Here is a 26,457-nt window from a genome sequence, read left to right as displayed (position 1 = left end):
CGTACGTTGCGTTCATGCCCGGCGTCCATTACGATAGAACTAACTATACTTGTAAAAGGAGACCGTGAATGGCTCATATGCAACAAGGCCCGCCTCCGCCGCTGCCGCCCCATTGGCCGCAGCAGCGCATCCCTTCGCGCCGGAAGCGGCTTCGAAACTGGATTCTTTTATTATTTCTTCTGATGCTTGTCGCCTCCATATTCAAGAGTTGGAATGACCGTGTCGAGCGCTCTATCCCGTTCATCACCAAAGAAGCGCCGCCCATTACAGCGCTTCACCCTTATGTCTCACTGAAAAAAGACGAGCTCATCGCTGAAGCGGCCAAGCTTGGCATTCACATACTCATTACGGACGACCATCGCAGTCATGAAGAGCAAGACGCCCTCTACGAGCAAGGCCGGACAACCAAAGGCCCGATTGTTACCCATGTGAAGGGCGGCGGCTCTTACCATAATTACGGGCTAGCTATCGACTTCGCACTGCTAACGCCAAAAGGAAAAGCGATATGGGACCTGGAGTATGACGGGAACCGCAACGAAAAATCCGATTGGATGGAGGTAGTGGACATTGCCAAAGGACTCGGGTTCAGCTGGGGAGGCGACTGGGAAGGCTTCAAGGACTATCCACATCTGCAGATGGATTTTGGTTTCACGATATCGGAATTAAGAAGAGGCTTCCGCCCGCCGGATAACCCTGCCATCGAAGCGGAATAACGTGAAGATGAACCCTGCCGGGATCAAATACGATCAAATACGATTGTCGCAGTGTTTCAAAGAGAGATAAGTGATTCGTAAGCTAGTGGTATGTAGCTACTCAAAAAGGCTAATTTGGTCGGATGTAACGAAATAGCGGTGAGCGGCAACGCTAATTGTGTGAAATCGCCGAATGGAGCGAGTTAGCGGCGTGTGGCAACGCTAATTGTGCGAAATCGGCGAATGGAGCGAAGTAGTGGCGTATGGCAACGCTAATTGTGTGAAATCGACGAGTGAAGCGAAATAGCAGTGTGTAGCAATGCTAAAGAGGCTGTCACAGAAGGTCAATGCGATTGACCTATGAGACAGCCTCTAATTTATTTATTACAGTCCCGCAATGATCTCATACGAGCGCAGACGTGCTGCGTGATCATAGATATGAGCGGCAATCATAATTTCATCAGCGCCAGTCGCCTCGATGAATTGCTCGAGCTTCGCCTTCACTGTCTCCGGACCGCCGGCAATGGAGGAGCCGAGCTGCTGCTGCAGCATGTACTTCTCTTGCGCTGTCCATAGCTGTTCGATATCCCGGACTGGAGGCGGCAGCGGACCCGGACGATTGCGGATGAATCCAAGGAACAACTGCTGCATGGAAGTTGCCAGATACGTTGCTTCTTCGTCGGTATCCGCAGCTACCACATTAACCGCGACCATGCCGTACGGCTTGTCCAATACGCCCGGTTGGAAGTTGTTCCGGTACAAATTCATCGCAGGAACGGTATACGTTGGCGAGAAGTGACCCGCGAAGGCGAATGGCAGACCAAGCTGCGCCGCCAGCATGGCGCTGAAGTCACTGGAGCCGAGCAGCCAGATTGGCAAGTTTGCTCCTTCGCCTGGAATCGCTCTGACCGGCATCGCCACTTCCGCTCCGCTCGGATCAAGATAAGCCCGTAGCTGCTCCAGCTGCTCGGGGAAATTGCCGCCGTTGCTGCCTCTTACGCCGCGCAGCGCCGTTGCCGTCAATTGATCCGTACCCGGCGCGCGGCCCAGCCCCAGATCAATCCGGCCCGGGAACAACGCTTCCAGTGTGCCGAACTGCTCGGCGATAACTAGCGGTGCGTGATTCGGCAGCATAATGCCCCCTGAACCTACCCGAATGGTTGATGTGCCTGCAGCAACATGGCCAATCACGACTGATGTCGCAGAGCTTGCAATGCTTGGTGAATTATGATGCTCGGCAAGCCAATAGCGGTTATAGCTCCAGCGCTCCGCATGTTGCGCCAAATCCAGTGTATTGCGCAGCGATTCCGCGACCGTGCCTCCTTGGACGATGGGCGATACATCAAGAACGGACAGTGGTATACCGAAGGATGGACCTGCTTTTGCGTCATCCTTGTTAACATTATTCATGGTCATGGGACTCACCCCTTGCTGTTTTCTGTTGGCATTGTCTTAATCGTTCCAATACGGTCTGGAGCGTATTGCACTCTAGATAAGCCTCATAATGAAGCTCTGCTTCCCGGAAAAAACCATCCATAACAAGCGACATATTGGCGGATACCAGACACTTCTCCTCCGGGTTGCCCGACGACCAATGCGGTTTCAAGGTGCCCCCGCAGATCGCCCGATATACTTCTGCAAGCGTGACCTCGGCCGGATTACAATCCAGCTCGTAACCCCCGCCGATCCCTTCCTTTGTTTTCACAAAGCCGGACTTTTTGAGCGTACTCATAATTTTCCGAATACGCGTCGGATTTGTGGATACATTATGGGCAAGAAGCTCGCTGCTGGCCCGATGATCCGGCAAATACGCAAGCAGCGCCAAACAATGAACCGCCACCGTAAATTCGCTTCGCATCGCACCGCGGCCTCCTTTTAAGCTATACTGTGATTTTATTTCATACAGTTAGCAAAGTCAAACCCGCTCCAGCTCCACCTTGCCTATGAGGCAATCTTGCCGATGGAACGGCGCGGGTTCATCATCTCATCTGATCCATCACTTTCTATCTTCTCCCTACGCGAACTCCGATTGAAGCAACGGTAAGTCCCAGCCAGAAACCGCTGACCGGCGACACCACAAGCATCCCGATATAATTGCCAGAGGTAGAGAAGAATAGCTTGCACACAGTAGTTGCCGCGATAATGAATACAACAATTGCCCAATACAGCCATTTGGCCTGCGCAGATACACCGGGCCTGGTCTCCTTAGCTTCGGGCGCCGGGCGTCTCAGCCATATCAGTGCCATGATGCCAACCACGGTCAATCCTGTTAATGACAAGCCATGCTGCAGCAGCTTGTAGACGGGGTAACCGAACAGCGTCTCATTTAAAAACGGCCACCGCACAACGAAGTACCCATGCAAGTGGGTAAAAGCATCCAAAAACACATGAGTCCCAAAGCCGACAACAACCGATACAAGGAAAACAAGCCAGTCGCTCCATCTCATCATTCGCCACGGATAACGTTCAATCAGCTCTCTTGCCTTTCCTGAAAGCCCAAAGAAGCAAGGGAGATGATCAACCAGCGGGAACTTGATAAAAGAATGAAACAAAAATGCAAATAACAAGCTTAACGGAATGCCTTGCATGAGCAGGCCAAGCCCGCTATGTCCGAATGTCTGATAAGGCTCCAGCGCGATAAAATATTCAAAGTCAGGCGACATGCTGCCGAGGATTAACCCAGTCAGGCTAAACCATCCCGGCTTCGCCAGCTTAAGAGGCGCAGCATAGAGCGGATGTGCGAATGTAAAAGGCATAGCAACGCCTCCCTTTATGCTTACTTAATTAATCCAAATCTCAGAATAATATTCTTTCATAAAATGGAACAGGGCTTCGAGCTGTTCCACGCCCTTCGTCTCCGCCTCTTTCGCTTCCTGCAGCAGTTTAATGGCACGATCGGCGACTTCCGGCTCTTTCGGCGTTCCGCCATGCGGGAAGGGAAACATCTCTCTTAATTGGCCAAGGGCGACCGCCGCTGTCTCATAATGCTTGGCTGCCTCGCCCACAGAAGCCCAAATTCGGGAATAAATAAATCGAACGTGATTGCGGGGTAGCCTCGGTCAATGGAATCCTGTACGAGCGCCATCACCCGCTCCAGCTTTTCCGGTGGAACAGGCATGAGAGGGTCGGCCAGATTGCTGATATATCCCAAATTACATAGATTTCTTCTTAAAATATAGCCTCCAGGAAACGAGGTTGGTCCGGCAATGTTAATTATTTCGGGATCGATGTTCATGCGGAAGGCATGTCCGGTAAATCCCATCACATCAGTCAGGGTCAAATGCTTCTTGTCCGTGTAGGATACAGCGCCGTGGATCGCCCAGGCCGCCGAAGTCATCGTCTTGTTCCAATCTCTCTCAACAATAAGTGCCACACCGCATTCCTCCGTCATATCGATTATGGGGGTGAAGCCAGGATCTTCTTGCGCGGCAAGCCAAGCGCGGCTCTTCTTTCCACATAAAGCCCGATCGATATCCGAATGCGCTCCCTTTGCAGCTTCGTGCGGGAGCGGGATAAAGAGTTATAGACGCCAGCCGTTGTCGTGCCGAACATGGCCGCAATCTCCGAAGGCGGCAGCTCACTGAAGAACCGGGCTTCGAATATTTCCCTTTCGCGCTTGCTCAGGCAGCGGATCAGCATATGAATGCCTTGCAGCGTCTCCTTGCGCATGAGACTGACATCGGGATTGGCGCTGTTCATCGCTGCCTCATGCGCCTGCCCCGCCAGATGGAAGAGAATGCTATCCATATCTCCCCAATCTACATGGGCCGCAGCGTCTGCTGCGCTACTGCGCTGTCCTTCCGCATGTCCCAGGAGGCTCTCGAAAGGCCGTTCATTGCCGTAAGGACCGCCTCTTCTCAGCTTCATATAAACCTGATTGCGGACAATGCGCTGCAACCAAGCCGCAAAGCGGTTATTGTCCGACAACGAGCTCAGATGCATGAATGCCCTCATCAGCGCTTCCTGTACAATATCTTCCGCCAGATGGGCATCCTTCGTCATTGCGCCGGCAATGCCGAGCGCCTTGGCCCGATGCATGCGAACCAGCTCGCCGAACGCTTCCTGATCCCCTTCCCGAGCGCGGGTAACCCATTCCCGCTCAAGCTCCGCCCGCTCCTCCTTCCCTTCCATCCATGAAGCCTTCACAGGCGCCAGAACATCCACTTCCATCCCCCCATACGACATAGATGCCATGAGTTGCCGAAATCTATCACGTCACATTCGAAATTTTTTTCAAAAATGATTTATAATGAAGATTGATTGTATTGTATCCCGACCAAGCTACATTTTCAAACATTTTCCATAAAGGAGATTACAATGGGTTTTCATATAAATCAAGCCCTTATCCTGCAGCTATGCGGTCCCGATTATTATGCGGACGGTGCCGTTATCGAACGGGACGGCCAAGTAGCGTTAAGGCGCCAGGAGAGCGACGAACGTTTCCTTGCTGTAGTTACCAGCAGCAAACGAAACTATGAAGTAAGCATATGGCAGGATGTCGATTCTTCCATTCAAGCGGAGTGCTCATGCCTCGCCTTCTATACCGATGACTACTACTGCAAGCATACGGCTGCAGCATTGATCCATCTCTCGGAATCAATGACAGCGTCCCGACAGCCTGCAAGACGCTTGAATGAACCTAGAGGCAAAGTGTATCTGAGCAGCGATTCCGACCATGACGTCGTGGAGCATTTGCTGGGACTATTCCAGGAGGAGCGCATCTCGCGGACAGTCGCGGCGGGCAAGCTTCGCGATGACCGTGATCAATTGACGGTCGAATTCGGCTGCCGCCTTATGCCCATCGGGAATGGAAAGCACCGGATCGGCATCGAACTGAAGATTGGCGCCGGACGCCTCTATGTCGTCCAGCGCATTCAGGAGCTGCTCGAGCGGATCCGCGACGGTCAATCCTACCCGTTCACCAAGCTGTTCGCGTATAATCCACAGGTCCACCGCTTCTCGTCCGAAGACCATGCCGTGCTGGATAAGCTGATCCGAATGATCGAGCAGGAGAAGCAAGATGAGAACGCGCTAGCTCATGCAGGGACAGCCCTGCGGCGAACGACTGATAGCGAGCGGCTGCTATATATCCCGCCTTTTGCCTGGAATGAGCTATTGTCCGCGCTTATGCGGGCTGCTCATGTCCGAATCAGCATGCCGTCCGATCGCAGCGGCGGGTATCAAGATTATCCGGGCTTAACGCTAGCCCCAGAGCAGGAGAAAGCTCCGCTTCGCTTTCATCTCGACCTTGCATCCGAAGCCGAAGGCTATGAGCTATCCGCTGAGGGCTTAGGCGAGCTGGTTGTGCTGGACGCTTACGGCATGCTGTTCGCGGAAGGAATCTTCTATCGCGTCCGCCATCAGCAGTTGGTTCAGCTCGCAAAGCTGAACGCGATTATATACTCCGATACACGTGAATCGGAGAAGATGAACCGAATTACGATCGAACATGGACAAATCGAGCCTTTCATGCAGCGAGTATTGCCCGGTCTAAGAAAGCTGGGCTACGTCCAAGTATCCGATTCGATTGCCAATCTGATTCTATATCAGCCTCTGCAGGCCCGCATGTATCTGGACCGGCTACGCGGCAAGCTTCTGGCGGGATTGGAGTTTCAATACGGCGATATCGTGCTGAATCCGCTGGAGCCCGACAAGCCAAGAGGCGCTGACCGCATTCTGATGCGGGAGCAAGAAAAGGAACGGGATATTCTGTCCTTCATGGAGGATGACCGCTTCGGCAAGACGGAAGGCGGATATTTGATCGAGGGCGACGATGCGGAGTTTCACTTTCTTCACGAAGTAGTGCCGCTGCTGGAGCAGCATCTGGCTGTATACGCCACATCTGCTGTAAGACTGCGGCTCGCCACCGATGTACCGCCGCCCAAGCTGCACATTACATGGGAGGAGCGCACCGACTGGCTCCACTTCCGCTTCCAGATGGACGGCATTAGCGAACAGGAGATTAAGGCGATTGTACGGGCCGTTGAAGAGAAGAAGCCCTATTACAAGCTGGCACGCGGAGCGCTCCTTCCCTTAAATACCGGACAATTCGATGCGCTCTTGCGGGTCATGAACGGAGTAGGCTTGCATCACCCGACGCTGTTCGGCGAAGGTACGGGCATTCCTATAGGCCGTGCTATGGCGCTGCTGGATACGCCGATCGAGCATGCCACCATCAAGCTGGGACGGTCGCTGCGCGAGCTGCTGGACGATATGCGCCATCCGGATCAGCTCGACTTCCCGATCCCCGAGAAGCTGGAGCCGCTTCTGCGCGATTACCAGCGATACGGCTATCAATGGATGAAGACGCTCGCGCATTACCGGTTCGGCGGCATATTAGCCGATGAGATGGGACTAGGGAAGACCGTTCAGAGCATTGCCTATCTGCTTTCTGTTGCGCCAGCCATTCGGGCATCCGGACAGCCAGCTTTAATCGCCGCGCCAGCATCGCTTATCTATAATTGGCGCAATGAGCTGGAGCGATTCGCACCGGAGCTTCATGTCATTGTTGCCGACGGCAGCAAGGAAGAACGCAGCGACGCGTTGGATGATATCTATACGGCCAAGAGCGCGACCAGTCATGGTGATCATACCGATGAATCAGCCGCTAAACCCGATATCATCATTACCTCCTATCCGCTGCTGCGCAGGGATGTCGAGCAATATGCCAAGCATCCCTTCCATACGGTCATCTTCGATGAAGCTCAGGCCTTCAAGAACGATACGACCCAGACTGCAAGCGCCGTTAGAGCCATTAAGGCAACCTACCGCTTCGCACTGACAGGGACGCCGATCGAGAACAGACTTGACGAGCTGTGGTCCATCTTCCGCGTCGTCTTCCCGGAGCTGTTCCCTTCCAAGAAGGCGTTCGGCGAGCTGACGAGAGACGTTGTGGCGAAGCGCAGCAAGCCCTTCCTCCTGCGCAGGCTGAAGGCGGATGTGCTGAAGGAGCTGCCGGAGAAGATCGAGACGCGAATTTCCACCGAACTGCTGCCAGAGCAGAAGAAGCTGTACACCGCTTATCTGGCGAAGCTGCGCCAGGACTCGCTGAAGCATCTCGACAGTGGAGATTACGGGCGTAATCGCATCCGTATATTGGCTGGCATTACGAGACTGCGCCAGCTCTGCTGCCACCCTGCGCTGTTCGTAGAAGGGTACAACGGCAGCTCGGCCAAGTTCGAGCAGTTAATGGAGCTGGTAGAGGAATGCCGCAATTCCGGCAAGCGGGCGCTTATCTTCTCCCAATTCACCGAGATGCTGGATATCATTAAGCGGGAGCTAGGTTATCGAGGCGTCAGCTTCTTCTATCTGGACGGAAGCACGCCTGCCAAGGAGCGTGTAGACCTGTGCAGCAGATTTAACGAAGGCGAGCGCGAGCTATTCCTGCTGTCGCTTAAAGCAGGCGGAACCGGACTCAATCTGACAGGCGCGGATACCGTCATTCTATATGATCTATGGTGGAATCCCGCCGTCGAGCAGCAAGCCGCTGACCGGGCTCACCGGATCGGGCAGAAGAACGTCGTCCAGATTATCCGCCTGGTGGCGGAAGGTACAGTGGAAGACAAGATGGTTGAGCTGCAGTTGCGCAAGAAAGGGCTCATTGACGATGTCCTTGAAGCCGGGAATGAATCTATCTCTTCCTTAACTGAACAGGATCTCCGCGAGATTCTGTCACTGTAAGAATAATACACTGGACACCAAGACAACAAAATGATGCTACTCATTCTTTGCTCCACTATGCAGGAGGTATAATCACGATGAAACCCTATCGGATGGGCGTCGATATAGGCACAACAAGCACCAAAGCGGTATTATTCGATAAAAAAGGGAAAGCGTTAAGCCGCCACGGCGCAGAGTACCCGCTTCAGACTCCTGCTCCGGGAGTCGCCGAGCAAGATCCTGAGCTCATCTTCCAAGCTGTGCTCCACTCGATACGGGAATGCCTGGAGCAAGCAGGAGCAACCGGCGATAAGGTAGGGTTCGTCGCATTCAGCTCTGCGATGCATAGCTTGATTGTCGTGGACGAAAGCGGCCATCCGCTGACGCCATCCATTACATGGGCGGATAATCGCAGTGCGGCCTATGCCGACATGATCAAGACCAAGCATAACGGACTTGAGATCTACAGGCGGACAGGCACGCCGATTCATCCCATGTCGCCGTTCGTCAAGCTCGTATGGCTGCGGAACGAGCGGCCGGAGCTATTCAAGCCAAACCATAAGTTTATCTCCATAAAGGAATATGTTTTCCATCGCCTCCTCGGTCAATATGTCATCGACCATTCGATTGCCTCCGCGACCGGCTTGTTGAATCTGGAGGCTTTGGACTGGGATGAAGAAGCGCTTCACCTCGCGGGGGTTACCCGCAAGCAGCTTTCTATTCCAGTGGCGACCACGCATGCCCTGTCTGGCTTAAAGCCTGAATATGCGGAAGCAACCGGGCTTCCCGCCGACATGACATTCATCATAGGCGCCAATGACGGCGTCCTCTCCAACCTAGGAGTAGCCGCTATCGATCCCGGTGTTGTCGCTGTTACCATCGGCACAAGCGGAGCGGTCCGGACCGTCACAGATAAGCCGGTCACCGATCCGGAGGGACGTGTCTTCTGTTATGCGCTTACCGAGAACCATTGGGTTATCGGCGGCCCTGTGAACAATGGAGGCATGATCTTACGTTGGATCCGGGATGAGCTGGCAAGCGCCGAAGTGGAGACAGCGAAGCGGCTAGGCATCGACGCGTATGAGCTGCTGACTGGCATTGCGGCTAAAGTCCCGCCTGGTTCGAGCGGGCTGCTCTTCCATCCCTATCTGGCAGGTGAGCGTGCGCCAATCTGGAATTCGAATGCGCGCGGCTCCTACTTCGGACTTGGCATGCACCATAAGAAGGAGCATATGATTCGTGCGGCTATGGAAGGCGTCATCATGAATTTATACACGGTATTATCGGCTCTGCAGGAGCTCATCGGTCCGCCCGCTCATGTGCTCGCAACAGGCGGCTTCGCCCGCTCGGAGCTATGGCGGCAGATGCTGGCGGATGTGTTCGACCAGGAGGTCACCGTTCCGGAAAGCTTCGAAAGCTCCTGCCTTGGCGCTGTTGTGCTTGGCATGTACGGACAAGGTGAAATCGCATCGCTTAGCGAAGTAAAAGGGATGGTCGGCGGCATTCATACGCATAAGCCTGATGCAGAGGCAGCAAAGGCGTACCGCAAGCTGCTTCCCCTATTCGCTCAGCTGCCGCGATTGCTGGAGGAACCCTATGCCGCGATAGCTTCCTTCCAGAAGGCGCATGAATAATATCATCCGTTTGCATGGTTCACCTAGCATCCCTAAACGATTGGAGCGATTCCCGTGAAGCTGGAGAGACTGATCTCCATGGTCTACATGCTGCTGAATAATGAAATTCTGTCCGCGTCCGAGTTGGCGGACAAGTACAATGTATCGCAGCGGACGATCTACCGCGATATCGAGACGATCTGCGCAGCAGGCATTCCTGTCGTGTCGTACCAAGGCGTCAACGGCGGCTACGGCATTATGGAGGAATACAAGATGGACCGCAGCCTGCTCGGCAGCTATGACGTTGACTCGCTTGTGACGGTGCTGCAGTCGATGTCGACCGTCTTTCAGGACGAGCGAGCCGCCGAGACGATTCGCAGGCTGAAGACGATCCAGAGCGGGCAGCAAAGCTCCACTCTGTCCCTGGATATCGGCGGACGGACCATCTACCGCAAATCGCTGCAATTGCTTCGCGACAGCATTGCCGAGCTGAGAGTTGTTCGCTTTCAATACATCAGCTTGAAGAACGAACGGCTGGAGCGGACGGTCGAGCCGGTGCAGCTGCTCTACCGCAACGATTCTTGGTATCTGTACGGCTATTGCCGAAGCCGGCTGGATTACCGCGAGTTCAAGCTGTCCCGCATGGAAGCGCTGAAGTCGATCGGCCAGCACTTCACAGATCGGCATCAGCCACAAGCCGATCGGAATGAGTGGAATAGCTACCATTCGCAGGAGAGCAGCGTTGTAACGGTCGTGATCCATTTCTCCGCCACATCTCTGGCAAGAGCGCTCGACCGTCTGCATCTGGCGGAGAAGGAGTATCATGAGGACGGTTCCTTGACCGTTCGTTTCCAATCGGATGAGCGCTCGCTGACGGGATGGCTGACTCATCTCGTTCTCGGCTTTGGCGAAGATGCCGAGGTCATGGAGCCTCCAGCGCTAAGGGAGCATATGACGAAGAGGCTGCAGCAAATGCTGGGCAAATACCAATAAAAATAGACTAGATGCAGGGCTGCCATTCACATTGGCCCAAGCATCTAGTCTTTTTTGTTCGATCGGCTTACGCGCACATCCGCATGGATGTTGTAGAATGCGAATGGCCGGATATGTGGCTCGCACGGAATGGGGTGTGGTAGCCCTGCACGGCATGTACCGTCCAATACGGCTCTCCATAAAGCAGGTAGACCAGATCAGCCACTCGCCCTTCTTCCAGCGCCTCGACCGAACGGCTTGCCGCTTCACTCTCTTCCGAATCCTGCCGCACAGCTGCTTCCTCCGCTTCAAGCTCTTCTCTGACGGCTTCTAGCGATTGCCTTGCGCGGTAGAGAGCCGCCTTCACAGCGCCTTCCGTTGTCTCCAGCCATTCGGCCGTTTCTGCAATAGAGTAACCGAGCGCTTCTCTTAATACGAAGACCGTCCGCTGGATCGGGGAGAGATGCCGGAAGAGAGCCAGCATCGCCTGTTCGGAATCATGCTTCTTCGGCATGGGGGGATCCTGCCGGTACGTATGAACCATCCCGTCCAAAAGCTCCTTGTACGCCGCTCTCCTGCGGCAATCGTCAATCCAGCTGTTCTTGGCCGTGCGAAGCAGGAAGGCCTCCGGGTTGTCATGTCCTTGCTCCCGCAGGCGCCTAATCGCCTTGTTCCAGGTCGTCTGCGACAAATCTGCCGCATCCCACTCCGAGCCGGTCAGCACCAGACAATAGCGGTATAAGGATGTCTGCAAGCTCTCCCAATCCGGCTTCTGCCGCTCTGTCCTATCCTTCGTCATCATCTTCCTCATTGCATAGCCTCCTCGCGCGAAGATAAGCCTCTCCCTTTATTAGATAAACGAATGGAGCATCCCAAAAGATACGCGTTTTCTTCTTTTATTTTATTTAATGTACAGCGTATCTTTCAAGCACTCTGAATCGTTTACCAATCGCTTTAACACATTTACCATTTGAACGGAGGAACCCATCATGAACATCCCTATTCCATATGTCGTCGAGCAAACCAACCGCGGAGAGCGCTCCTACGACATCTATTCCCGCCTGCTCAAGGACCGGATCGTATTCATCGGCTCGGAAATTAACGATGCCGTTGCCAACAGCATCATTGCCCAGCTCCTGTTCCTGACCGCTGATGATCCCGAGAAGGACATTCACATGTACATTAACAGCCCGGGAGGCTCCGTGACGGCAGGTCTCGCCATCTATGACACGATGCAGTATATTCAGCCACAAATTCAAACGATCTGCACAGGCTTCGCCGCTTCCTTCGGAGCGATACTGCTCTTAGCCGGAGAGAAGGGCAAGCGGTGTGCGCTTCCGAACAGCGAGATTATGATTCATCAGCCGCATGGCGGCGCACAAGGCCAGGCTGCCGATATTGCAATCAGCGCCAAGCGGATATTGGCTAATCGGGAGAAGCTGAACCGGATTACCTCCGAGCGCACCGGGCAGCCGCTGGAGCGGGTGGAGAAAGATATGGACCGCGACTATTTCATGACGGCGGAGGAAGCGCTGGCTTACGGGATCATCGATAAAGTAATCGCAAAAAGCTAAGCGGACGACCCTTTTCGTCGAAGGTTGTGACATTCACCCTTAGTCAAGAGTACAAGCAAGTGCTGCAACGCGCACATAGCATGTAGTACTTTAGAAGAAGAAGGTGTATAAATGTCAAACAACAGATTATTGTTCACAACCCCGCGAAGAGGAGTTTTCCTGCGTCCTGGCCAATCCAGATTATTGACTCGCCGTCGTCGCGGCCACGACCATGATCATCACGACCATGATGATCACCACCATCATCACCATCATCATGACCGCGACCGCGATAGAGATCGTGACAGAGACCGCGACAGAGATCGTGATAGAGATCGTGACCGTGACCGTGACAGAGACCGTGACAGAGATCGCGACCGTGATCGTGACAGAGATCGTGATAGAGATCGTGATCGTGACCGTGATCGTGATCGTGACCGTGACCGCCGCCGTCGCCGTGAAGGTATCGATGTCCGCAATTTCGAGACAATTCGCGTCAATGCAGACAACCGCTTTGAGTCCGTATCCTGCGTCATCATTACGATCTTCTCCAGCTCGGAGCGCGGCCGTGCCGTAGGCCGTCTGGCTAGAATCAAGCTTGCTCCAGGCGAATCGTTCTCAGAGACTTTCCGTGTGCCTGGCGAAGTGCTTCATATTAGAGCGCATGCCCTCTGCAAACGGAACCGCAGACTAAGAGGCTTCGATGTTATCGACGTGTCCGTGTTCGGGCACCGCTAAGTTGTAGCTGAATGCAGTGGCTATCTCCCATGCCGTTACGGCGGCATGGAGGTAGCCGCTCATTGTGTTGGCACAAAAAAGACACCAGCCATGAAACTCCGTCTCATCACTGATGCCTCTTCCGCAATCAATCTATTGGTTCAAGGACTTACACCATTACCTTGCAAATATCGTTCGTGAACTCAACTGGATCTTGAATGGTCAAGCCCTCGATCAGCAGCGCTTGATTGTACAGCAACTGAGTATAGAGATTAAATTTCTCTGTATCGTTGCCGTAGGCTCTCTTCAAAGATTGGAACACTTCGTGGTTTACGTTGATCTCCAGCACTTTGTCGGCCTGCATGTTGCCGCTGTCCGGCATCGCCTTCAAGATTTTCTCCATCTCGATGGACAGCTCGCCTTCGGAGGACAAGCATACGGGATGGCTCTTCAGACGCTTCGACGCCTTGACGGATACAACCTTGCCGCCAAGCTGCGCCAGCATGCCTTCGAACAGCTCTTTGTTATCGTTTTGCTCCGCTTCGGATTTGTCGTCCTCTGATTCGGATTCGATGCCGAGATCGCCGCTGGAGACCGACTTGAATTCCTTCTCCTTGTAGTTCGCAATGATCTTGATTGCAAATTCGTCGATATCATCCGTGAAGTACAGAATCTCGTACCCTTTGTCCAATACCAGCTCGATTTGCGGCAGTTTCTCGATCCGGTCGATGGAATCCCCTGCTGCATAATAAATATACTTCTGATCTTCCGGCATACGGGAGATGTACTCGTCCAGGCTGACCAGCTTCTTCTCCTTCGAGGAGGTGAAGAGCAGCAAGTCTTGCAGATCGCCTTTGTTCATGCCGTAATCATTGTACACGCCGAACTTCAACTGGCGGCCGAACGCCTGGTAGAACTTCTCATAGTTGTCGCGCTCGTCCTTCAGCATGGATTGAAGCATGCTTTTGATTTTGTTTTTGATGTTCTTCGCAATCAGCTTGAGCTGGCGGTCATGCTGCAGCAGCTCTCTGGAGATATTCAGGGAGAGATCCTCGGAATCGACCATCCCTTTCACAAAGCTGAAGTAATCCGGCAGCAGATCCGCACACTTGTCCATGATGAGCACGCCATTGGAATACAGCTCCAGACCCTTCGCATATTCCTTCGTGTAATAATCAAAAGGCGTATTCTCCGGAATGTAGAGAATCGCGTTGTAGACAACGGCTCCGTCCGCGCTAATATGGATATGCTTTAGCGGCTTGTCGAAGCCGTAACGCTTCTCGTTGTAGAAAGCGGAGTAGTCTTCCTCTGTCAGCTCGTTTTTGTTGCGGCGCCAGATCGGCACCATGCTGTTCAGCGTCTGCTCTTCGAAGACTTCCTCCAGCTCATCCTCGCTGCCTTCCTTCGGACGCTGGTTCTTCATATCCATCTTGATCGGATAGCGGATGAAGTCAGAATATTTCTTGATGATGGCGCGCAGGCGGTATGCCTCCAAGTACTCATCGTATTGCTCGTCTTCCGTATTCTCCTTAATTTTCAGCACGATCTCGGTACCGACGCTGTCCTTCTCCGCAGGCACGACCGTATAGCCGTCTGCTCCCTTCGACGTCCAGCGGTACGCTTCTTCGCTGCCAAGCGCCTTGGACGTCACGATCACTTCGTCAGCCACCATGAATGCGGAATAGAACCCGACACCGAACTGGCCAATAATGTTATGGCCTTCCTTCGCTTCGTTCTCCTGCTTGAACGCCAAAGATCCGCTCTTCGCGATGACGCCAAGATTGTTTTCCAGCTCAGCCTGTGTCATTCCGATTCCCGTATCGGTTAGCGTCAGTGTACGCTTCGATGAATCGACTGCCACCTTTATGTAGTAATCTTCCTTGTTGAATACGAGACTGTCATCGGATAACGCCTTGTAGTATATTTTGTCGATCGCATCGCTGGCATTAGAGATGAGCTCCCGCAAGAAGATCTCCTTCTGCGTATAGATTGAATTAATCATCATTTCCAGCAGTCGCTTGGATTCCGCTTTGAATTGCTTTTTGGCCATGGATAACTTGCTCCTTTCAATCTGAATGTTAGCACTCCTGATGTCAGAGTGCTAATTCTACCTTTTTATATACCATAACCGGAAAAAAGATGTCAACTTCTCATACGTTATTCCTGTTACTTCCCGCAAGCTTTGACAGCCTGTACGTTTCATATGATACGATAGAGGAGCCGACAATTTGCAACTCGGTTCGACAATCCATCAGGCGGCGATCCTACCAAAGACATGGAGTCTGATTATGATAGAATCTCGTATTACCGTTTATATTACACTCGTCGCCATATCCGGGGTGCTCAGCATCTTTCTATGCCTGTATTCGGTGTATAAAAGAAAGGACATTCCTGGCTCCCGCTATCTGATTCTGCTGACTGCTTTGCAAGCGGTTTATATTTTCGCCTTTGCCTTCGAGCTCGCCAGCGACACACTTGAGGAAATCAAGCGATGGATCGTAGTCGAATACATCGGCATCGGCTTCGCCCCCGTTCTTGGGCTGCTGCTCGTATTCCGTTATATCGGCGCGGCGCTGCCCCGTCTTCTGACCTATTCCTTGTTCGTCATACCGGCAGTCACGCTATTCATGATTTCAACCAATGACCGTCACCATCTCTTCTACAAGCTCATCTACCTTCGCGAAAATACGCCAACTCCGATGGCCGATGTTGTAATTGGCGAGTGGTATATTGTTCAAGGCGCCTACACCTTCGGCTGCTTGCTTGCAGGCGGACTTCTCCTGATCCGGCAGTGGAGGAAAACAAACCGCGCGTACCGCTTGCAGCTCTTCACGCTGATCAGCGGGCAATTCGTGCCGATGGTATCTTCTTTCTTGTATTTGATGGGCGTAACGCCTGACGGAATGGACCCTGTGCCTTTCGTGCTCTGCATCACCTCCGCCATGTATATCTGGGCGATGATGTCCACCCATATGCTCCGTATCTCCCCCATTGCGAAGGAAAGCTTGTTCGAAAGCATGGCGGAAGGTGTCCTTGTGCTTGATTTGTCAGAAAAGCTAATCGACTACAACAGTGCGGCACAGCGGATGCTGCCTCAATTGAAAGCCTCGATGATCGGGGATACGCTAGATGAGCTATGGGAGAAAATGTGCGGAAGCAAATTCCCGGTTGCGCGGGAAGCCGGCGGAATTCAGGGACATCTGAAATGGCAGCTCCAGCATGCCAGCTCAGATTACGAGGTTCGCTCATCCGTGATCAAAGGGAAACGGGGCGATAGCGTCGGCAGCCTGCTGATGCTGATCGACGCCACGGAACGATACCGGCTGCAGGAGCAGCTCAAGCAACAGGCTTATTATGACGGTCTGACAGGCATCTATAATCGTGCCCAGTTCATTCGGAGAGCGAGAACTATGCTGGAAGCAGCTCATTCTCAAAGACAGCCAGCCTCGCTTATTTTGTTCGATATCGACTATTTCAAGCAATTCAACGATACCTACGGACATGATACCGGCGATGCCGTACTGATCCATGCCGTTACAGCATGCCGCAGCCTGCTGCCCGGCGGCGTATTATTCGGCCGGTACGGCGGGGAGGAATTTGTACTAGCCTTACCGGATCACACAGGTGAAGATGCGTTGAAGCTGGCGAATCAGTTGCGCGATGCATTGCCCGCTGCGCCGCTTGCCTCATCACATGGTCCGCTTACAGTTACAGCCAGCTTCGGCGTGACGACGGCAGAACACGGACTTTACGCCCTGGAAGCGATGCTTCGCGAAGCGGATGAAGCGTTGTACGAGGCCAAGCGGAGCGGCAGAAATACGGTTCGTGCCGCCAACCGATCTTTCATCGCGGAATCCCATCCCATCCCTTCATAAGGTCAGCGCGGCCTCCTTTAATGAACGTATTTCTTTATAAAGCCGATTACCGCGCGGTCATAGGTTTCAGGATCGATATGTCGGGCCAACCCGTGACCTGCGCCCGGAATAATAAGCAGCTCCTTCTGCTCCGGGCCTTGCTCGTACAGCTCATTCACCATAGCCGTCGGTACGAACAGGTCCGTATCGCCGTGGATGAACAGAATCGGCGTCTTCGACTTTTTCACCTGCTCCAGCGCAGACGCTTCGCTGAAGCTGTAGCCCGCCCGCCATTTGGTCACCAGACTCGTCGTCTGAAGCAGCGGGAAGGACGGGAGCTTGTACATTCTTTTCAGCTGGTAGGCAAGCTGCTTCTTCGCAGATGTATACCCGCAATCCTCAATAATCGCTTTGACCTGGCGAGGCAAAGACTCTCCGCTTGTCATCATGACCGTCGCCCCTCCCATCGACACGCCATGCAGAATGAGCTGCGATTGCCCGCCGTTCTTCTCGATAACCTTCCTGATCCAGCCCACATAATCCCTGCGCTCCGGCCAGCCAAAGCCGATATACCGGCCACCGCTGCGCCCATGCCCTCTGGCATCCGGCAGCAATACATTATAGCCCAGCTTCTCGCTGTACATCTGCGCAAAATTGGTCATCAAAGCCGCATGACCCGAATAGCCGTGAGCGATAATGACCGTGATATCGGATGGCTGGCTAGCCTCCAAATAGTAGGCATGCAGGCGCAGGCCATCCTCCGACTCCATGCTCCATTCTTCGAACGGTTGAGCTTCCCACCATTGGTCGTTGCGTTCGTACGGATTTTCAGCGCTTGCCCCGACTTCGAGATCAGGATTGCCGTTCAAGAAGCTTTTGTCTGCACGCGCGATAGCTACGTTATAGAAATAAAAGCTGGCCCCAATAATGCCAGCAGCCAATACAAGTACGATAATTGTGATGAACATCTGCAACACCTTTCTGGTCAAGGTAATCTATATGCTTGCCAACATAATCATAAAGAAAAAACAGACCGCATAGCAAGCTGAGTAAGCATGCCATGCGGTCCGACGAAAGTACCTATCGTGTGCTGCGTTAATGTGCGTATCTGGAAATGACTTGATCCAGCAGCGATGCGACATGCTGCGGACCGCGCTGGGCATCGGCATTCGTAACGGTTACCCGTACGAAGCTTTCATCCATGTCCATTGCTTCGGCGAACATGCCGAACAAGCTTGTCGCTCTCCGGTCGATCTGAAGCAGCAGTTCCAGCTCCGACGGTTGATTGCGCAGGAATACGACTTCGAGCTCATCCAACCTGCCCCGATAGGCGCCGGAATATGGCACCCATTCGAACTCTTGGACGAACGGCGAATGCTGGCCGCCAAGCCGAGGGGCATACAGAGTCTCCGCTTCGCGCATACGGAATCCGAGCAGCTCGATTGCCTGCATGACCGCACGCATAGCAGGAGTAGGCACGACCTCAATCCGGTCATTATCCGTCGGATCCACTGCCGAGCGGATATCCGCTGTAGTCTTGATCCAGACCGACGATCTGCCCATCGTAAGCGGCGTATTCGAGGCCAGATAGAACGAGAATGGTAGCTCTAGCGCCGCATTCGGCTGCACATCAATCGGAGGCGATACACGAACCGTTCCGAGCTGAACGTTTTGCGGAATCTTGCTGTCGTTTATTTCCTTTAAATACGTGGTCATTATGGTCAAGTCGATGCCTTCGATCCGTTGCCCGACCGCGCCTCCCTGAATCCGGACAACTCCCCGGACTTCTTCTCCAGGATAATAAGCCGTCTTCTCCAGAAGCGTATCCAGCTTCGCAGAACCGATTCCCACACTTGCCATCATTCGATTAAACAACGACATTCCGCACACCCCATTATTCATCATTATGATATCGATGTCAGAGTTTCCCCCAACTTCTCTATCATAGCAAATTTTATGAAGAATGGAATGCTTTGAGACTAGTTGATTTGGGTCCGCTACAGCAAGCCCGCTTCCATCTCTTCAAGCCTCTCGCAAATCTCCTCATGCCATACCATATCGCCTTGCTCGTACGCTACGAATGCCAGTGATTTCAACGAATCGAGCTTCCGTACCAGCTCCAGATTGACCGTCAGACAATGGGCTAATTCCTGTTTCTCCACAGCCGAAAGCCGATCATAATTGCCCCCTGTCGACTTCGCCTTCAGGGTTAGTTCCGCAAGTCTGCGGTGTGCAGAATGAATGCCAATCATGTTTCCCACCCTACTTTCGTACCGGATTACCTGCCAATACTATCAGGATAGCCCGTCTTACGATGTTCATTCATGAATATGCATATATTCTGGAACATTTTTATAGAATCTAGCATCGCCTGACGCTAGCCTGAATCGCCCAAACCGGAAACCGCCCTCTTCTCCACCATATTGAACGTATCGTTCGCGCAAGAAGGACAGCCCTCGTTCTTCAACTGCTCAATCGTCGCAATCTCCCCTTTGATGCCTACGAAGACATGCTGCGAGCATTGCTTGCATCGATAGGTGCGCAGCGTCTGCTTGACTTCTCCCGTATACAGGGCATCGGTGAAAGCCCCGCTATGCTCCGGCTCTGTCTGGTCCGTCGTGCGTAGAATGAACATTTGGCTGCGGTTCGCAATCATCTCAGCAGCTTCATATTCGTTGAAGTGAGGGAAGTTTGCGCATACCGTTAACCCCATCCGGACAAATTCCCGCTGCATGGCAAGCATGAAAGCCGGCGATTTATGCGCGAAGGATAGGAAGATTGGCAGCCCCTTCAATCGCTTCATCGCCTGAATGCCACGCGATACGAACAGGCTCATCCCTTGCAGCGTGTACGGCGGATCCGTAAAGAATCCGTCGTATTGACCGCATAGCGTAAGCGGAAGCGGCTCCCTGAAGTCGATGCGATGACACCGAATGGGCAAGTCATACTCCTTCGCCACAGCTTCAATGTAACCGATAAATCGCTCATCGATGTCCATCACATCTATTCTCGTCGCCGTATGCCCACCGTTCGGGAACAGCTTCTTAAGCAGCAAACCGATCGACACGCTCACCAGATCGTCATCCCCCACACATAGTATCCGCTTGCCGATCAGCGCATGCTGCTGGAGACAAAGAATGGCCCGGCGCAGACTGGTCTCCGGCGTACACTTGGATTGATCAATGCGCACGTCAACGGACGGTCGCAGCGGGAACAGGGTATTCAGCTTTTTCAGAATAACATTCAGATCCTCAACCCATTCGTTTGTATGAAGCAAAGCTTGATGGAATGAGCGGTAGAGACCGCGGTATCCCCATTCTTCCTCGATCCAGGCAGCACCCTCTGGCGTACATCGAACGCCCCGCTCTTGAACGAGCGCTCCCGCTTTGATTAGCTCCCGCTTCACGGCAGCTGCGACCGGTACGGGAAGCAACGTCTTTCTAGCCAGTTCCTTTGTTGATATGCCTGGCTGCAAATAGGATTCTAGCAGCAGTTGTTCAATGACCTGCGTCCCTTCTTGCAAAGTCATCTGCTCGCTCACTTGTTCCACGTAATTGTTCATTCGTTTCATCCTCCTGACTCGTATAAAAAATTGTTTTTCTCCGCTTTGGTCTTATCCGCACAATTAACACTGACATGTCATCACTCCTCATTTTTTGGTGAAACGCAAAAAGGGCAGAGATGAACATACGTCATCTCTGCCCTATATTGCAGATGCCTGAAAAATCTTCCAAAAACGCAAAAATCCGCACTGAACTCAGTACGGATGAAGGCGCAATGGTATAGGCGTCCCCTAAGGTTAGATTAATCCGTAGTTCTTAACTAATTCCGAAGCATCCGATTAGCCAACAAAAAACAAACCACCCTCAAATGAGCACATGGTCCATCCAGCTTTGCCGAATACCTCTAATATGGAATTTGATTAGTTAAGAACGGCCCCAGACATTAAATTCTCTCCTTAATGGGAATTACCTACATGTTATCTTATTAGGGTTGGCGGAGTCAAATTCGAAATTAAGGCATTATGACTTCGCGTGGTCTTTTGCTGTATGAGATGTAGGCCAGCCCCAGCACCTGGGCAACAAATACGTAAATCGAAGCATCTATCCGATTAAGCACAAATGGTAGCGCTGGTGAAAAAATAATAAGTGCAATGACAGACCATCGTATCCCTCCTTGCTTGCCTAACTCTCGCTTCACAATAAAGGACACTATACTTACAGCAATCGTCGCACCAATAAAAATCGTAACGCCTAATAACACCAGATTCAACTTAAGCCATAAAGTAGAACCCATTTGTACAAGGCTGATGACCGCAAAAACAAACAATATCATGATTGCCAGCACTATGATAGGCCAGATCGGGGCATACAACCTTTGAATATAATGCAGCCATTCACTACTGTCCTTATTCTCATTTAATTTTTCCAATTGCCTCGTCAGCTTGTCTACCTCAGTCATGACTAAAGCATGCAAGGAATACAACAATGAACGGTCAAAATGCTTATAGTAATCCCGAATAATCGTACGCTGCGTTTTAGTCAAATATGGACCGCATTCTCCAAGAAGGACATACATATGCTGTTTACTGTCCTCGCTATTTAGATGAAGCACACTTGCAATGCTTAGCTCAAGCTTCGTAAATAAGGTTTGCTTCAGCTGAGCTATCGTCAACTTATCCTGCTGCTCACGATCGATCATGCCTTTGAACTGCTTATACATCCACACTAATATCGTGCCAATGATGGATATGAGAACTGCTTCTGTTGTATTAGCTTTGAAAAATGCAGCCACTTCTGCCCACATACTATGCTCCGCTCCTAGCCCTATGAATTTTCTAGTTCTTAGGACTTATTCGCCAGAAACAAGAGCAGTCCTTCCATTATGTAAATATTATCCTCCCAAGTCCGTCACGAGTACTACTTAACGCAAAAAACCTCCCTGTAGAGAGAGGTTAAACTTGCCCCTGATTACGTCACCGAAATAACTAATACGTCTCATACACCAGCGTACTGTCTAATTCCAACGCCGCCGAAAAGAGCGCGTATATGTAAAGCTGTCCAGCCGGCGTCTCCCCCGCATCATAACCCAACCGGAAGGCTCCTTCGTTATCGAACTCAAGCGCCGACAACACCAGCTCGTTCACATCCTCGTCCGGATGCGTCCGGGCGATTAGCTCATCTGCGCTAGCTCAGATAGAGTTGAAGCATCGACAGAGACGGCAAGCTCGCTATCCTGACGGTTGTAATGATGGTCAGCTTATCCATCTCGGTCAAATCAGTCTCCGAAAGTGAGCGCATCAAATGAAATTGTGATACATACTGGATACGATCCATCGTTCTCCTCCCCTGCTAATAGTGATCATCGCTTATTTTTGCAGACAATGCAAAAGGGACAGACAGAGGTAAGCGGTCCTTCCACTACTGCCATGTTCCTCTTCACAATGAAAAAGAGGCTGTCCCATAAGCAGGTTTGCTTGCTTGATAAGATGACTCGAATGATCACACTCTCGCTCCGATCAGGATAACATTGACTTGTACGGGACGGTCGAGACGGATTCGCGGATTAGGTCGATCTGATCAACTTATTAAGGTCAGACGAGGCGGCTAAGAGCATTTAAGTCGGCACTACCGACTTATTCGAGTTAGATGAAGCTGCTACAGGCATTTAAGTCGATTATATCGACTTAATCCCACCCATGAGCGTGCAATGCCCCACAGTACGTACGCACAATAACAATAACGAAATTTCCGACTCAAAAAGAGAGCTGCCCCTATGTCACTTCAGACATTCGGGACAGCTCCTTCTCGACAATCCGATTCTCGCTATGCGATTCTTTATTCGATGGGCGGCATTTATACCGAATGGACAGATGGCCAATCCAGCTCGATGCCCTCCGCTACCAGCAGCTTTTGGAATTGCTCAAGCTGCTCCGCATTGTTGCGAACATCACGCGGTCTCAGCCCATTCTCTACGCAGTAAGCAGCCAAATAACCTGCTGCTTCCCCTATATTCCACTCCACTGGATGCAGCCGGTAGCAACCGTTGGTAATATGGGTCGTTCCGATATTTTTGCAGGCTGCCAGCAAATTGTCCATCCGCACAGGGATCAAGGCGCCTAACGGGATATAGAACGGCAAGGAAGCTACATCTATATAAGTGCGAAGCGATGTGCTTGGATGCAAGTCAATCCGGTAAGACCCAATCCCTACACTGTCGGGATAACGTTCCGCCTTCCCGTCCTTGCGGCAATCCGGGCTCAAATGCTGCTCAAGCACCGTACATTCCGCTTTGATCCGGCGCGATTCACGAATATACGGCATTTTCGCCAAACCATCTATCGTACCGGTTGCATCGCCGCGAAGACGAAGCCCAGGATAACCAGCGCCTCCATCCGGACGCGGAGCCTCTGTCTGCATCCAGTATAGCAGCGAGAAGCTCAGCTCCCTCGCATTGTGCAGATGCTTCGCTCTCTCCTCGGCGCTTACATCAATGACCGGCCCCAGCCAGTAATCATTTTGCGGCCAATTCACAACTGTCAGATCGCTTTCAAAGGTGCCCGGCACGAACAGCTGACGATCGATCAAGCGTCTATATTGCCATAAGGAGAAGTGCTTGCCATCCGGGAATAAGCTGTAGGTTGTCGGCTTAAGATTATAAGGCACCACTCCCGCCCAGCTCAGCTGCTTATCCGGCCAGAAGTCCGCGCGATAGCTTCGCCAGAAGTCATACTGGTCCGGCCTTCTTATCGTAAAGTCCTCGCCCTCGATATGGTCCATGGCGAAGCACCATGTGATAGCTTGCATATCCATAGGATCAGCCTTGCCCGGCAGCGCATGGGGCTCGCCCGTATCTTCCACCGACTCTGCCCCTGTTACGTATTCTACGCTCGCCAGAGGCAATACATCTCCTTCATCGGTTGCATCCAGGAAGTAGGCCCCCGTCAGTATCACTTTCTCATCTGTCAGCACATGCTTCAATTGCGTCGAAACGATTCGGTCGCCATTCGTCTCTGCCTGTTCCACCTTGTAATATTCCAGAACCGTCAGGCGGCCGCTATGCACATAAGGAGCAAGCATATCGCGCAGCACAGCAAGAGCTGCTCTCGGCTCATGCGATAGTTTGCTGACAGATGCATTCCCGGGGTTAAAGGCTCGTCGCATACGCGCTTCCGGCGTGACAGGAAAGTTATTCATGTAGTATTGCCTTACTCGATTTCGAAATTGACGATAGCTTGCCGTACAGCCAAATTGCTCAATCCATGCATGCTCGTCCGGGGGAACGGCTTGACTCGTCAACTGACCGCCAATCCAATCGCTTTCCTCCGTCATAATGACACGCTTGCCCGCTTTGGCTGCTGCTAATGCTGCTGCGACTCCGCCGGTACTGCCTCCGATAATGACGATATCTGCATTCAAGTGTTGTACCATTGTAATAGCCACTCCTCTTCCGCTAATGTCTATCCCCATCAAATTAAGGCAGCTGTACCCATTGATGAGGCTTCTCCATAGCCTTAATGCCATATTCAATAATCGTAATGACAGACAGTGTTTCAGACGAAGCTACTGCAGGAATCGATGTTCGGAAAAAGGACACCATGCTCTCAATAAACAGCTCAAAAAATGGAGATTCAACCTTCTTCACGACGGTGGGGCCTTCTTTATATTTGACGGCCATCATAAATGGGCACTCCCAGCCCAATTGATGCAATGTCGCTTGTCTTCCGTTGCCGTAATCAATCAGCAGTGCCGGCGACTCAGCTGTACCCGTAAACATCACTCTCTTCGCTCCAGCTCCCATACATGCCACGATAGGCTCGATTTGATGAATGGCGTAATTAGAGAAGAGGCCCGGCCCCCAACTGCTGATCGTTTCCGCCTCTGATTGCGGATCAGCCATAGCCGTATATTCAGCCGCATAACGAAGCGCAGACGTAGAGTACATCGGCGTTCCATATTGCTCAGCAAGCTGGAACATTCTCTCTGCCGCCGCCCTGTCTGGAGCGAAGGTCTTATCGATGTAGGTTGGCTTGCCGGATCTCAGCGGAAGATCGGACAGCTCCTCATGATATTCTGGATGGTCTGGCGACAGCACGATCAAATAATCGCTGCGCTCCACAACGTCTTCAATCGTGTCCAGCAGTTCCACTCCATGGCTGCGGCACCACTCCGCATTGCTGATACCGTTAGGGCTGTCTATTTTCCCGTAAGCATAAGCAACCTTCATCGTTCCGCCGGACGCCTCTTCCATCCAATTCGGATATTTGTTCGCATGGAATTCATCCAAGTAATAATCGATAAAGCCTATCTTTTTCATATCGCGTTCTCCTCTCGCTAGAAAGAGATTTCCCGGCCATTGTCTGATGAATCATAAATCGCTTGAATCATTTTGGAAGACAGAATGACCGTATCAATATGGGATGGCAGCTTCTCGCCCGTTCGAATGCACGCGATGAAGCTGTCGATTTCATTCTGAAAATGATTGCCTTCCTTGAATTGAGGGATGGTCTCCAGCAAAGCGCCGTTCTGAGCGCTATAAAGCTTAAAGTCAGCGCCATACTGCAAGCGAATACCCGCCTTATCGCCCAAAAAATCGATATACGTCTCGCTAACTCCAATATTTTGCGCCCAAGCGCCGTTCAGGGAAATCGTTGGCCCGGAAGTACGAATCATCCCGGTAACAAAATCGTCAACATCATACGTGCCGTCATATTTCGGCGGACCGGCCCACATATTGAGGTAGGCATAATTTTTCATATCCTTGCCTAGCTTGGAGAACGCTTGGCCGGATACGGTACGCGGCTCCGGATCGCCGGCGCAATACATCACAATATCCAAGTAGTGCACGCCCCAGTCGATCAGTACGCCGCCGCCCGACACCGCTTTCGTGGTGAAGTCGCCGCCCAGGCCCGGAATGCTGCGCTGCGCGCGAAAGCTGACATAGACATGATACAGCTCGCCCAGCTCGCCGCCCTGGATCATATCTTTAATTCGATTCACGCTTGTATTGAAACGGTTGACGACGCCGATATTTAAGGTGACTCCCGTTTCATGCTGAACCTTTTGCATCTCCAGCGCTTCCGCATAGGTTCTTGCCGCAGGCTTTTCGCACAGTACATGCTTGCCTGCTTTCATACAGTCTATGGCAATTGATGCATGGACATTATTCGGCGTGCAGATCGATACGGCATCGACTTCAGGATCATTTAATAGTTCACGATAATCTGTAATGGCCTTTCCGCACTCATAGTCCTTCACCGCTTTTTCTGCCCGTTCCCTGTTAATATCGCAAAAATATATGATCTCCGCATCTTCATTTTTCATATAAGATGGAATATGAGCGTGATTGGCAATGGTACCGCAACCGATAATCGCAACTTTTATTTTGGACATTCGTA

General features: G+C 52.1%; 25 protein-coding genes and 1 pseudogene. 7 read left to right on the top strand and 19 right to left on the bottom strand.

Going from position 1 to position 26,457, the window contains the following annotated elements; all coding sequences use genetic code 11:
- Positions 1-68: 68 nt before the first annotated feature.
- Positions 69-626, top strand: a pseudogene (locus D3P07_RS12375) (M15 family metallopeptidase); the annotation flags it as partial.
- Here the strand turns inward: D3P07_RS12375 and D3P07_RS27890 are convergent.
- From D3P07_RS27890 to D3P07_RS12350, 7 genes are all read right to left on the bottom strand, one after another.
- The gene (locus tag D3P07_RS27890) at positions 620-700 is read right to left on the bottom strand and encodes a hypothetical protein (RefSeq protein ID WP_397334582.1); all 81 of its coding nucleotides are present in this window, start codon (positions 698-700) and stop codon (positions 620-622) included. The pseudogene D3P07_RS12375 and the gene D3P07_RS27890 overlap by 7 nt on opposite strands.
- Positions 701-1,076: 376 nt before the next feature.
- On the bottom strand, positions 1,077-2,102 hold the full coding sequence (locus tag D3P07_RS12370) for an LLM class flavin-dependent oxidoreductase (RefSeq protein ID WP_119800811.1): 1,026 nt from the start codon (positions 2,100-2,102) through the stop codon (positions 1,077-1,079).
- Complete coding sequence (locus D3P07_RS12365; RefSeq protein ID WP_119800520.1) at positions 2,095-2,550, bottom strand: RrF2 family transcriptional regulator; 456 nt, start codon at positions 2,548-2,550, stop codon at positions 2,095-2,097. The genes D3P07_RS12370 and D3P07_RS12365 overlap by 8 nt, the downstream gene beginning before the upstream one ends.
- Before the next feature lie 145 nt (positions 2,551-2,695).
- Positions 2,696-3,448 (bottom strand): DUF4184 family protein, encoded by a 753-nt coding sequence (locus D3P07_RS12360; protein WP_119800519.1) that lies wholly within the window; start codon positions 3,446-3,448, stop codon positions 2,696-2,698.
- A gap of 24 nt (positions 3,449-3,472) precedes the next feature.
- Positions 3,473-3,637 carry a hypothetical protein gene (locus tag D3P07_RS27565; protein WP_259391468.1) on the bottom strand — a complete coding sequence of 55 codons (165 nt, stop codon included), beginning with the start codon at positions 3,635-3,637 and terminating at the stop codon, positions 3,473-3,475.
- Between the two features lie 5 nt (positions 3,638-3,642).
- Positions 3,643-4,065, bottom strand: coding sequence for a hypothetical protein (locus D3P07_RS12355; protein WP_259391467.1), 423 nt, complete (start codon positions 4,063-4,065; stop codon positions 3,643-3,645).
- Between the two features lie 23 nt (positions 4,066-4,088).
- Positions 4,089-4,856 (bottom strand): RNA polymerase sigma factor, encoded by a 768-nt coding sequence (locus D3P07_RS12350; protein WP_182914288.1) that lies wholly within the window; start codon positions 4,854-4,856, stop codon positions 4,089-4,091.
- Between the two features lie 153 nt (positions 4,857-5,009).
- Between D3P07_RS12350 and D3P07_RS12345 the strand changes: the two genes are divergently transcribed.
- From D3P07_RS12345 to D3P07_RS12335, 3 genes are all read left to right on the top strand, one after another.
- Positions 5,010-8,372: a DEAD/DEAH box helicase gene (locus D3P07_RS12345; protein WP_119800517.1), complete on the top strand. Its 3,363-nt coding sequence runs from the start codon at positions 5,010-5,012 to the stop codon at positions 8,370-8,372.
- Positions 8,373-8,449: 77 nt separating this feature from the next.
- Positions 8,450-9,985: a gluconokinase gene (gene gntK / locus D3P07_RS12340; RefSeq protein WP_119800516.1), complete on the top strand. Its 1,536-nt coding sequence runs from the start codon at positions 8,450-8,452 to the stop codon at positions 9,983-9,985.
- 54 nt (positions 9,986-10,039) lie between these two features.
- Positions 10,040-10,957, top strand: a complete 918-nt coding sequence (locus tag D3P07_RS12335; protein ID WP_119800515.1) for a helix-turn-helix transcriptional regulator — start codon at positions 10,040-10,042, stop codon at positions 10,955-10,957.
- A 67-nt stretch (positions 10,958-11,024) separates the two neighbouring features.
- Here the strand turns inward: D3P07_RS12335 and D3P07_RS12330 are convergent, their stop codons facing one another.
- Positions 11,025-11,747, bottom strand: a complete 723-nt coding sequence (locus D3P07_RS12330; RefSeq protein WP_119800514.1) for an RNA polymerase sigma factor — start codon at positions 11,745-11,747, stop codon at positions 11,025-11,027.
- A gap of 178 nt (positions 11,748-11,925) precedes the next feature.
- Here D3P07_RS12330 and clpP point away from each other — a divergent pair, with 178 nt between their 5' ends.
- Positions 11,926-12,510, top strand: coding sequence for an ATP-dependent Clp endopeptidase proteolytic subunit ClpP (gene clpP / locus D3P07_RS12325; protein ID WP_119800513.1), 585 nt, complete (start codon positions 11,926-11,928; stop codon positions 12,508-12,510).
- A 111-nt stretch (positions 12,511-12,621) separates the two neighbouring features.
- The gene (locus D3P07_RS27020) at positions 12,622-13,227 is read left to right on the top strand and encodes a hypothetical protein (protein WP_182914287.1); all 606 of its coding nucleotides are present in this window, start codon (positions 12,622-12,624) and stop codon (positions 13,225-13,227) included.
- Positions 13,228-13,375: 148 nt separating this feature from the next.
- Here the strand turns inward: D3P07_RS27020 and htpG are convergent, their stop codons facing one another.
- Positions 13,376-15,256 carry a molecular chaperone HtpG gene (htpG, locus tag D3P07_RS12315; RefSeq protein WP_119800512.1) on the bottom strand — a complete coding sequence of 627 codons (1,881 nt, stop codon included), beginning with the start codon at positions 15,254-15,256 and terminating at the stop codon, positions 13,376-13,378.
- Between the two features lie 238 nt (positions 15,257-15,494).
- On the opposite strand from htpG, the gene D3P07_RS12310 reads away from it, so the two are divergent.
- On the top strand, positions 15,495-17,081 hold the full coding sequence (locus tag D3P07_RS12310; RefSeq protein WP_259391466.1) for a histidine kinase N-terminal 7TM domain-containing diguanylate cyclase: 1,587 nt from the start codon (positions 15,495-15,497) through the stop codon (positions 17,079-17,081).
- Between the two features lie 17 nt (positions 17,082-17,098).
- Here the strand turns inward: D3P07_RS12310 and D3P07_RS12305 are convergent, their stop codons facing one another.
- The 10 genes from D3P07_RS12305 to D3P07_RS12260 form a co-directional block, all read right to left on the bottom strand.
- Positions 17,099-18,028: an alpha/beta hydrolase gene (locus D3P07_RS12305; RefSeq protein ID WP_119800511.1), complete on the bottom strand. Its 930-nt coding sequence runs from the start codon at positions 18,026-18,028 to the stop codon at positions 17,099-17,101.
- A gap of 127 nt (positions 18,029-18,155) precedes the next feature.
- Entirely contained in the window at positions 18,156-18,941 is a 786-nt protein-coding gene (locus D3P07_RS12300; RefSeq protein ID WP_119800510.1) for a sporulation protein, read from the bottom strand.
- 116 nt (positions 18,942-19,057) lie between these two features.
- Entirely contained in the window at positions 19,058-19,312 is a 255-nt protein-coding gene (locus tag D3P07_RS12295) for a DUF7667 family protein (protein WP_119800509.1), read from the bottom strand.
- 125 nt (positions 19,313-19,437) lie between these two features.
- The gene (locus D3P07_RS12290; protein WP_119800508.1) at positions 19,438-20,622 is read right to left on the bottom strand and encodes a bis-aminopropyl spermidine synthase family protein; all 1,185 of its coding nucleotides are present in this window, start codon (positions 20,620-20,622) and stop codon (positions 19,438-19,440) included.
- Positions 20,623-21,074: 452 nt separating this feature from the next.
- Positions 21,075-21,866 carry a hypothetical protein gene (locus D3P07_RS12285; RefSeq protein ID WP_119800507.1) on the bottom strand — a complete coding sequence of 264 codons (792 nt, stop codon included), beginning with the start codon at positions 21,864-21,866 and terminating at the stop codon, positions 21,075-21,077.
- A gap of 181 nt (positions 21,867-22,047) precedes the next feature.
- A complete protein-coding gene (locus D3P07_RS12280; RefSeq protein ID WP_259391465.1) occupies positions 22,048-22,206 on the bottom strand; it encodes a hypothetical protein in 159 nt (52 codons plus the stop codon).
- A 40-nt stretch (positions 22,207-22,246) separates the two neighbouring features.
- Positions 22,247-22,396: a hypothetical protein gene (locus D3P07_RS27785; RefSeq protein WP_182914286.1), complete on the bottom strand. Its 150-nt coding sequence runs from the start codon at positions 22,394-22,396 to the stop codon at positions 22,247-22,249.
- 519 nt (positions 22,397-22,915) lie between these two features.
- Positions 22,916-24,490, bottom strand: coding sequence for an FAD-dependent oxidoreductase (locus D3P07_RS12270; RefSeq protein ID WP_119800506.1), 1,575 nt, complete (start codon positions 24,488-24,490; stop codon positions 22,916-22,918).
- A 43-nt stretch (positions 24,491-24,533) separates the two neighbouring features.
- On the bottom strand, positions 24,534-25,376 hold the full coding sequence (locus tag D3P07_RS12265; RefSeq protein ID WP_119800505.1) for a Gfo/Idh/MocA family oxidoreductase: 843 nt from the start codon (positions 25,374-25,376) through the stop codon (positions 24,534-24,536).
- A gap of 17 nt (positions 25,377-25,393) precedes the next feature.
- Positions 25,394-26,452: a Gfo/Idh/MocA family protein gene (locus tag D3P07_RS12260; RefSeq protein WP_119800504.1), complete on the bottom strand. Its 1,059-nt coding sequence runs from the start codon at positions 26,450-26,452 to the stop codon at positions 25,394-25,396.
- Positions 26,453-26,457 lie beyond the last annotated feature (5 nt).

The sequence above is a fragment of the Paenibacillus sp. 1011MAR3C5 genome, assembly GCF_003591485.1.
Lineage (GTDB): Bacteria > Bacillota > Bacilli > Paenibacillales > Paenibacillaceae > Pristimantibacillus.
Note: the sequence above shows the minus strand (reverse complement) of the source record. Positions and strands in the feature narration are given on the sequence as shown.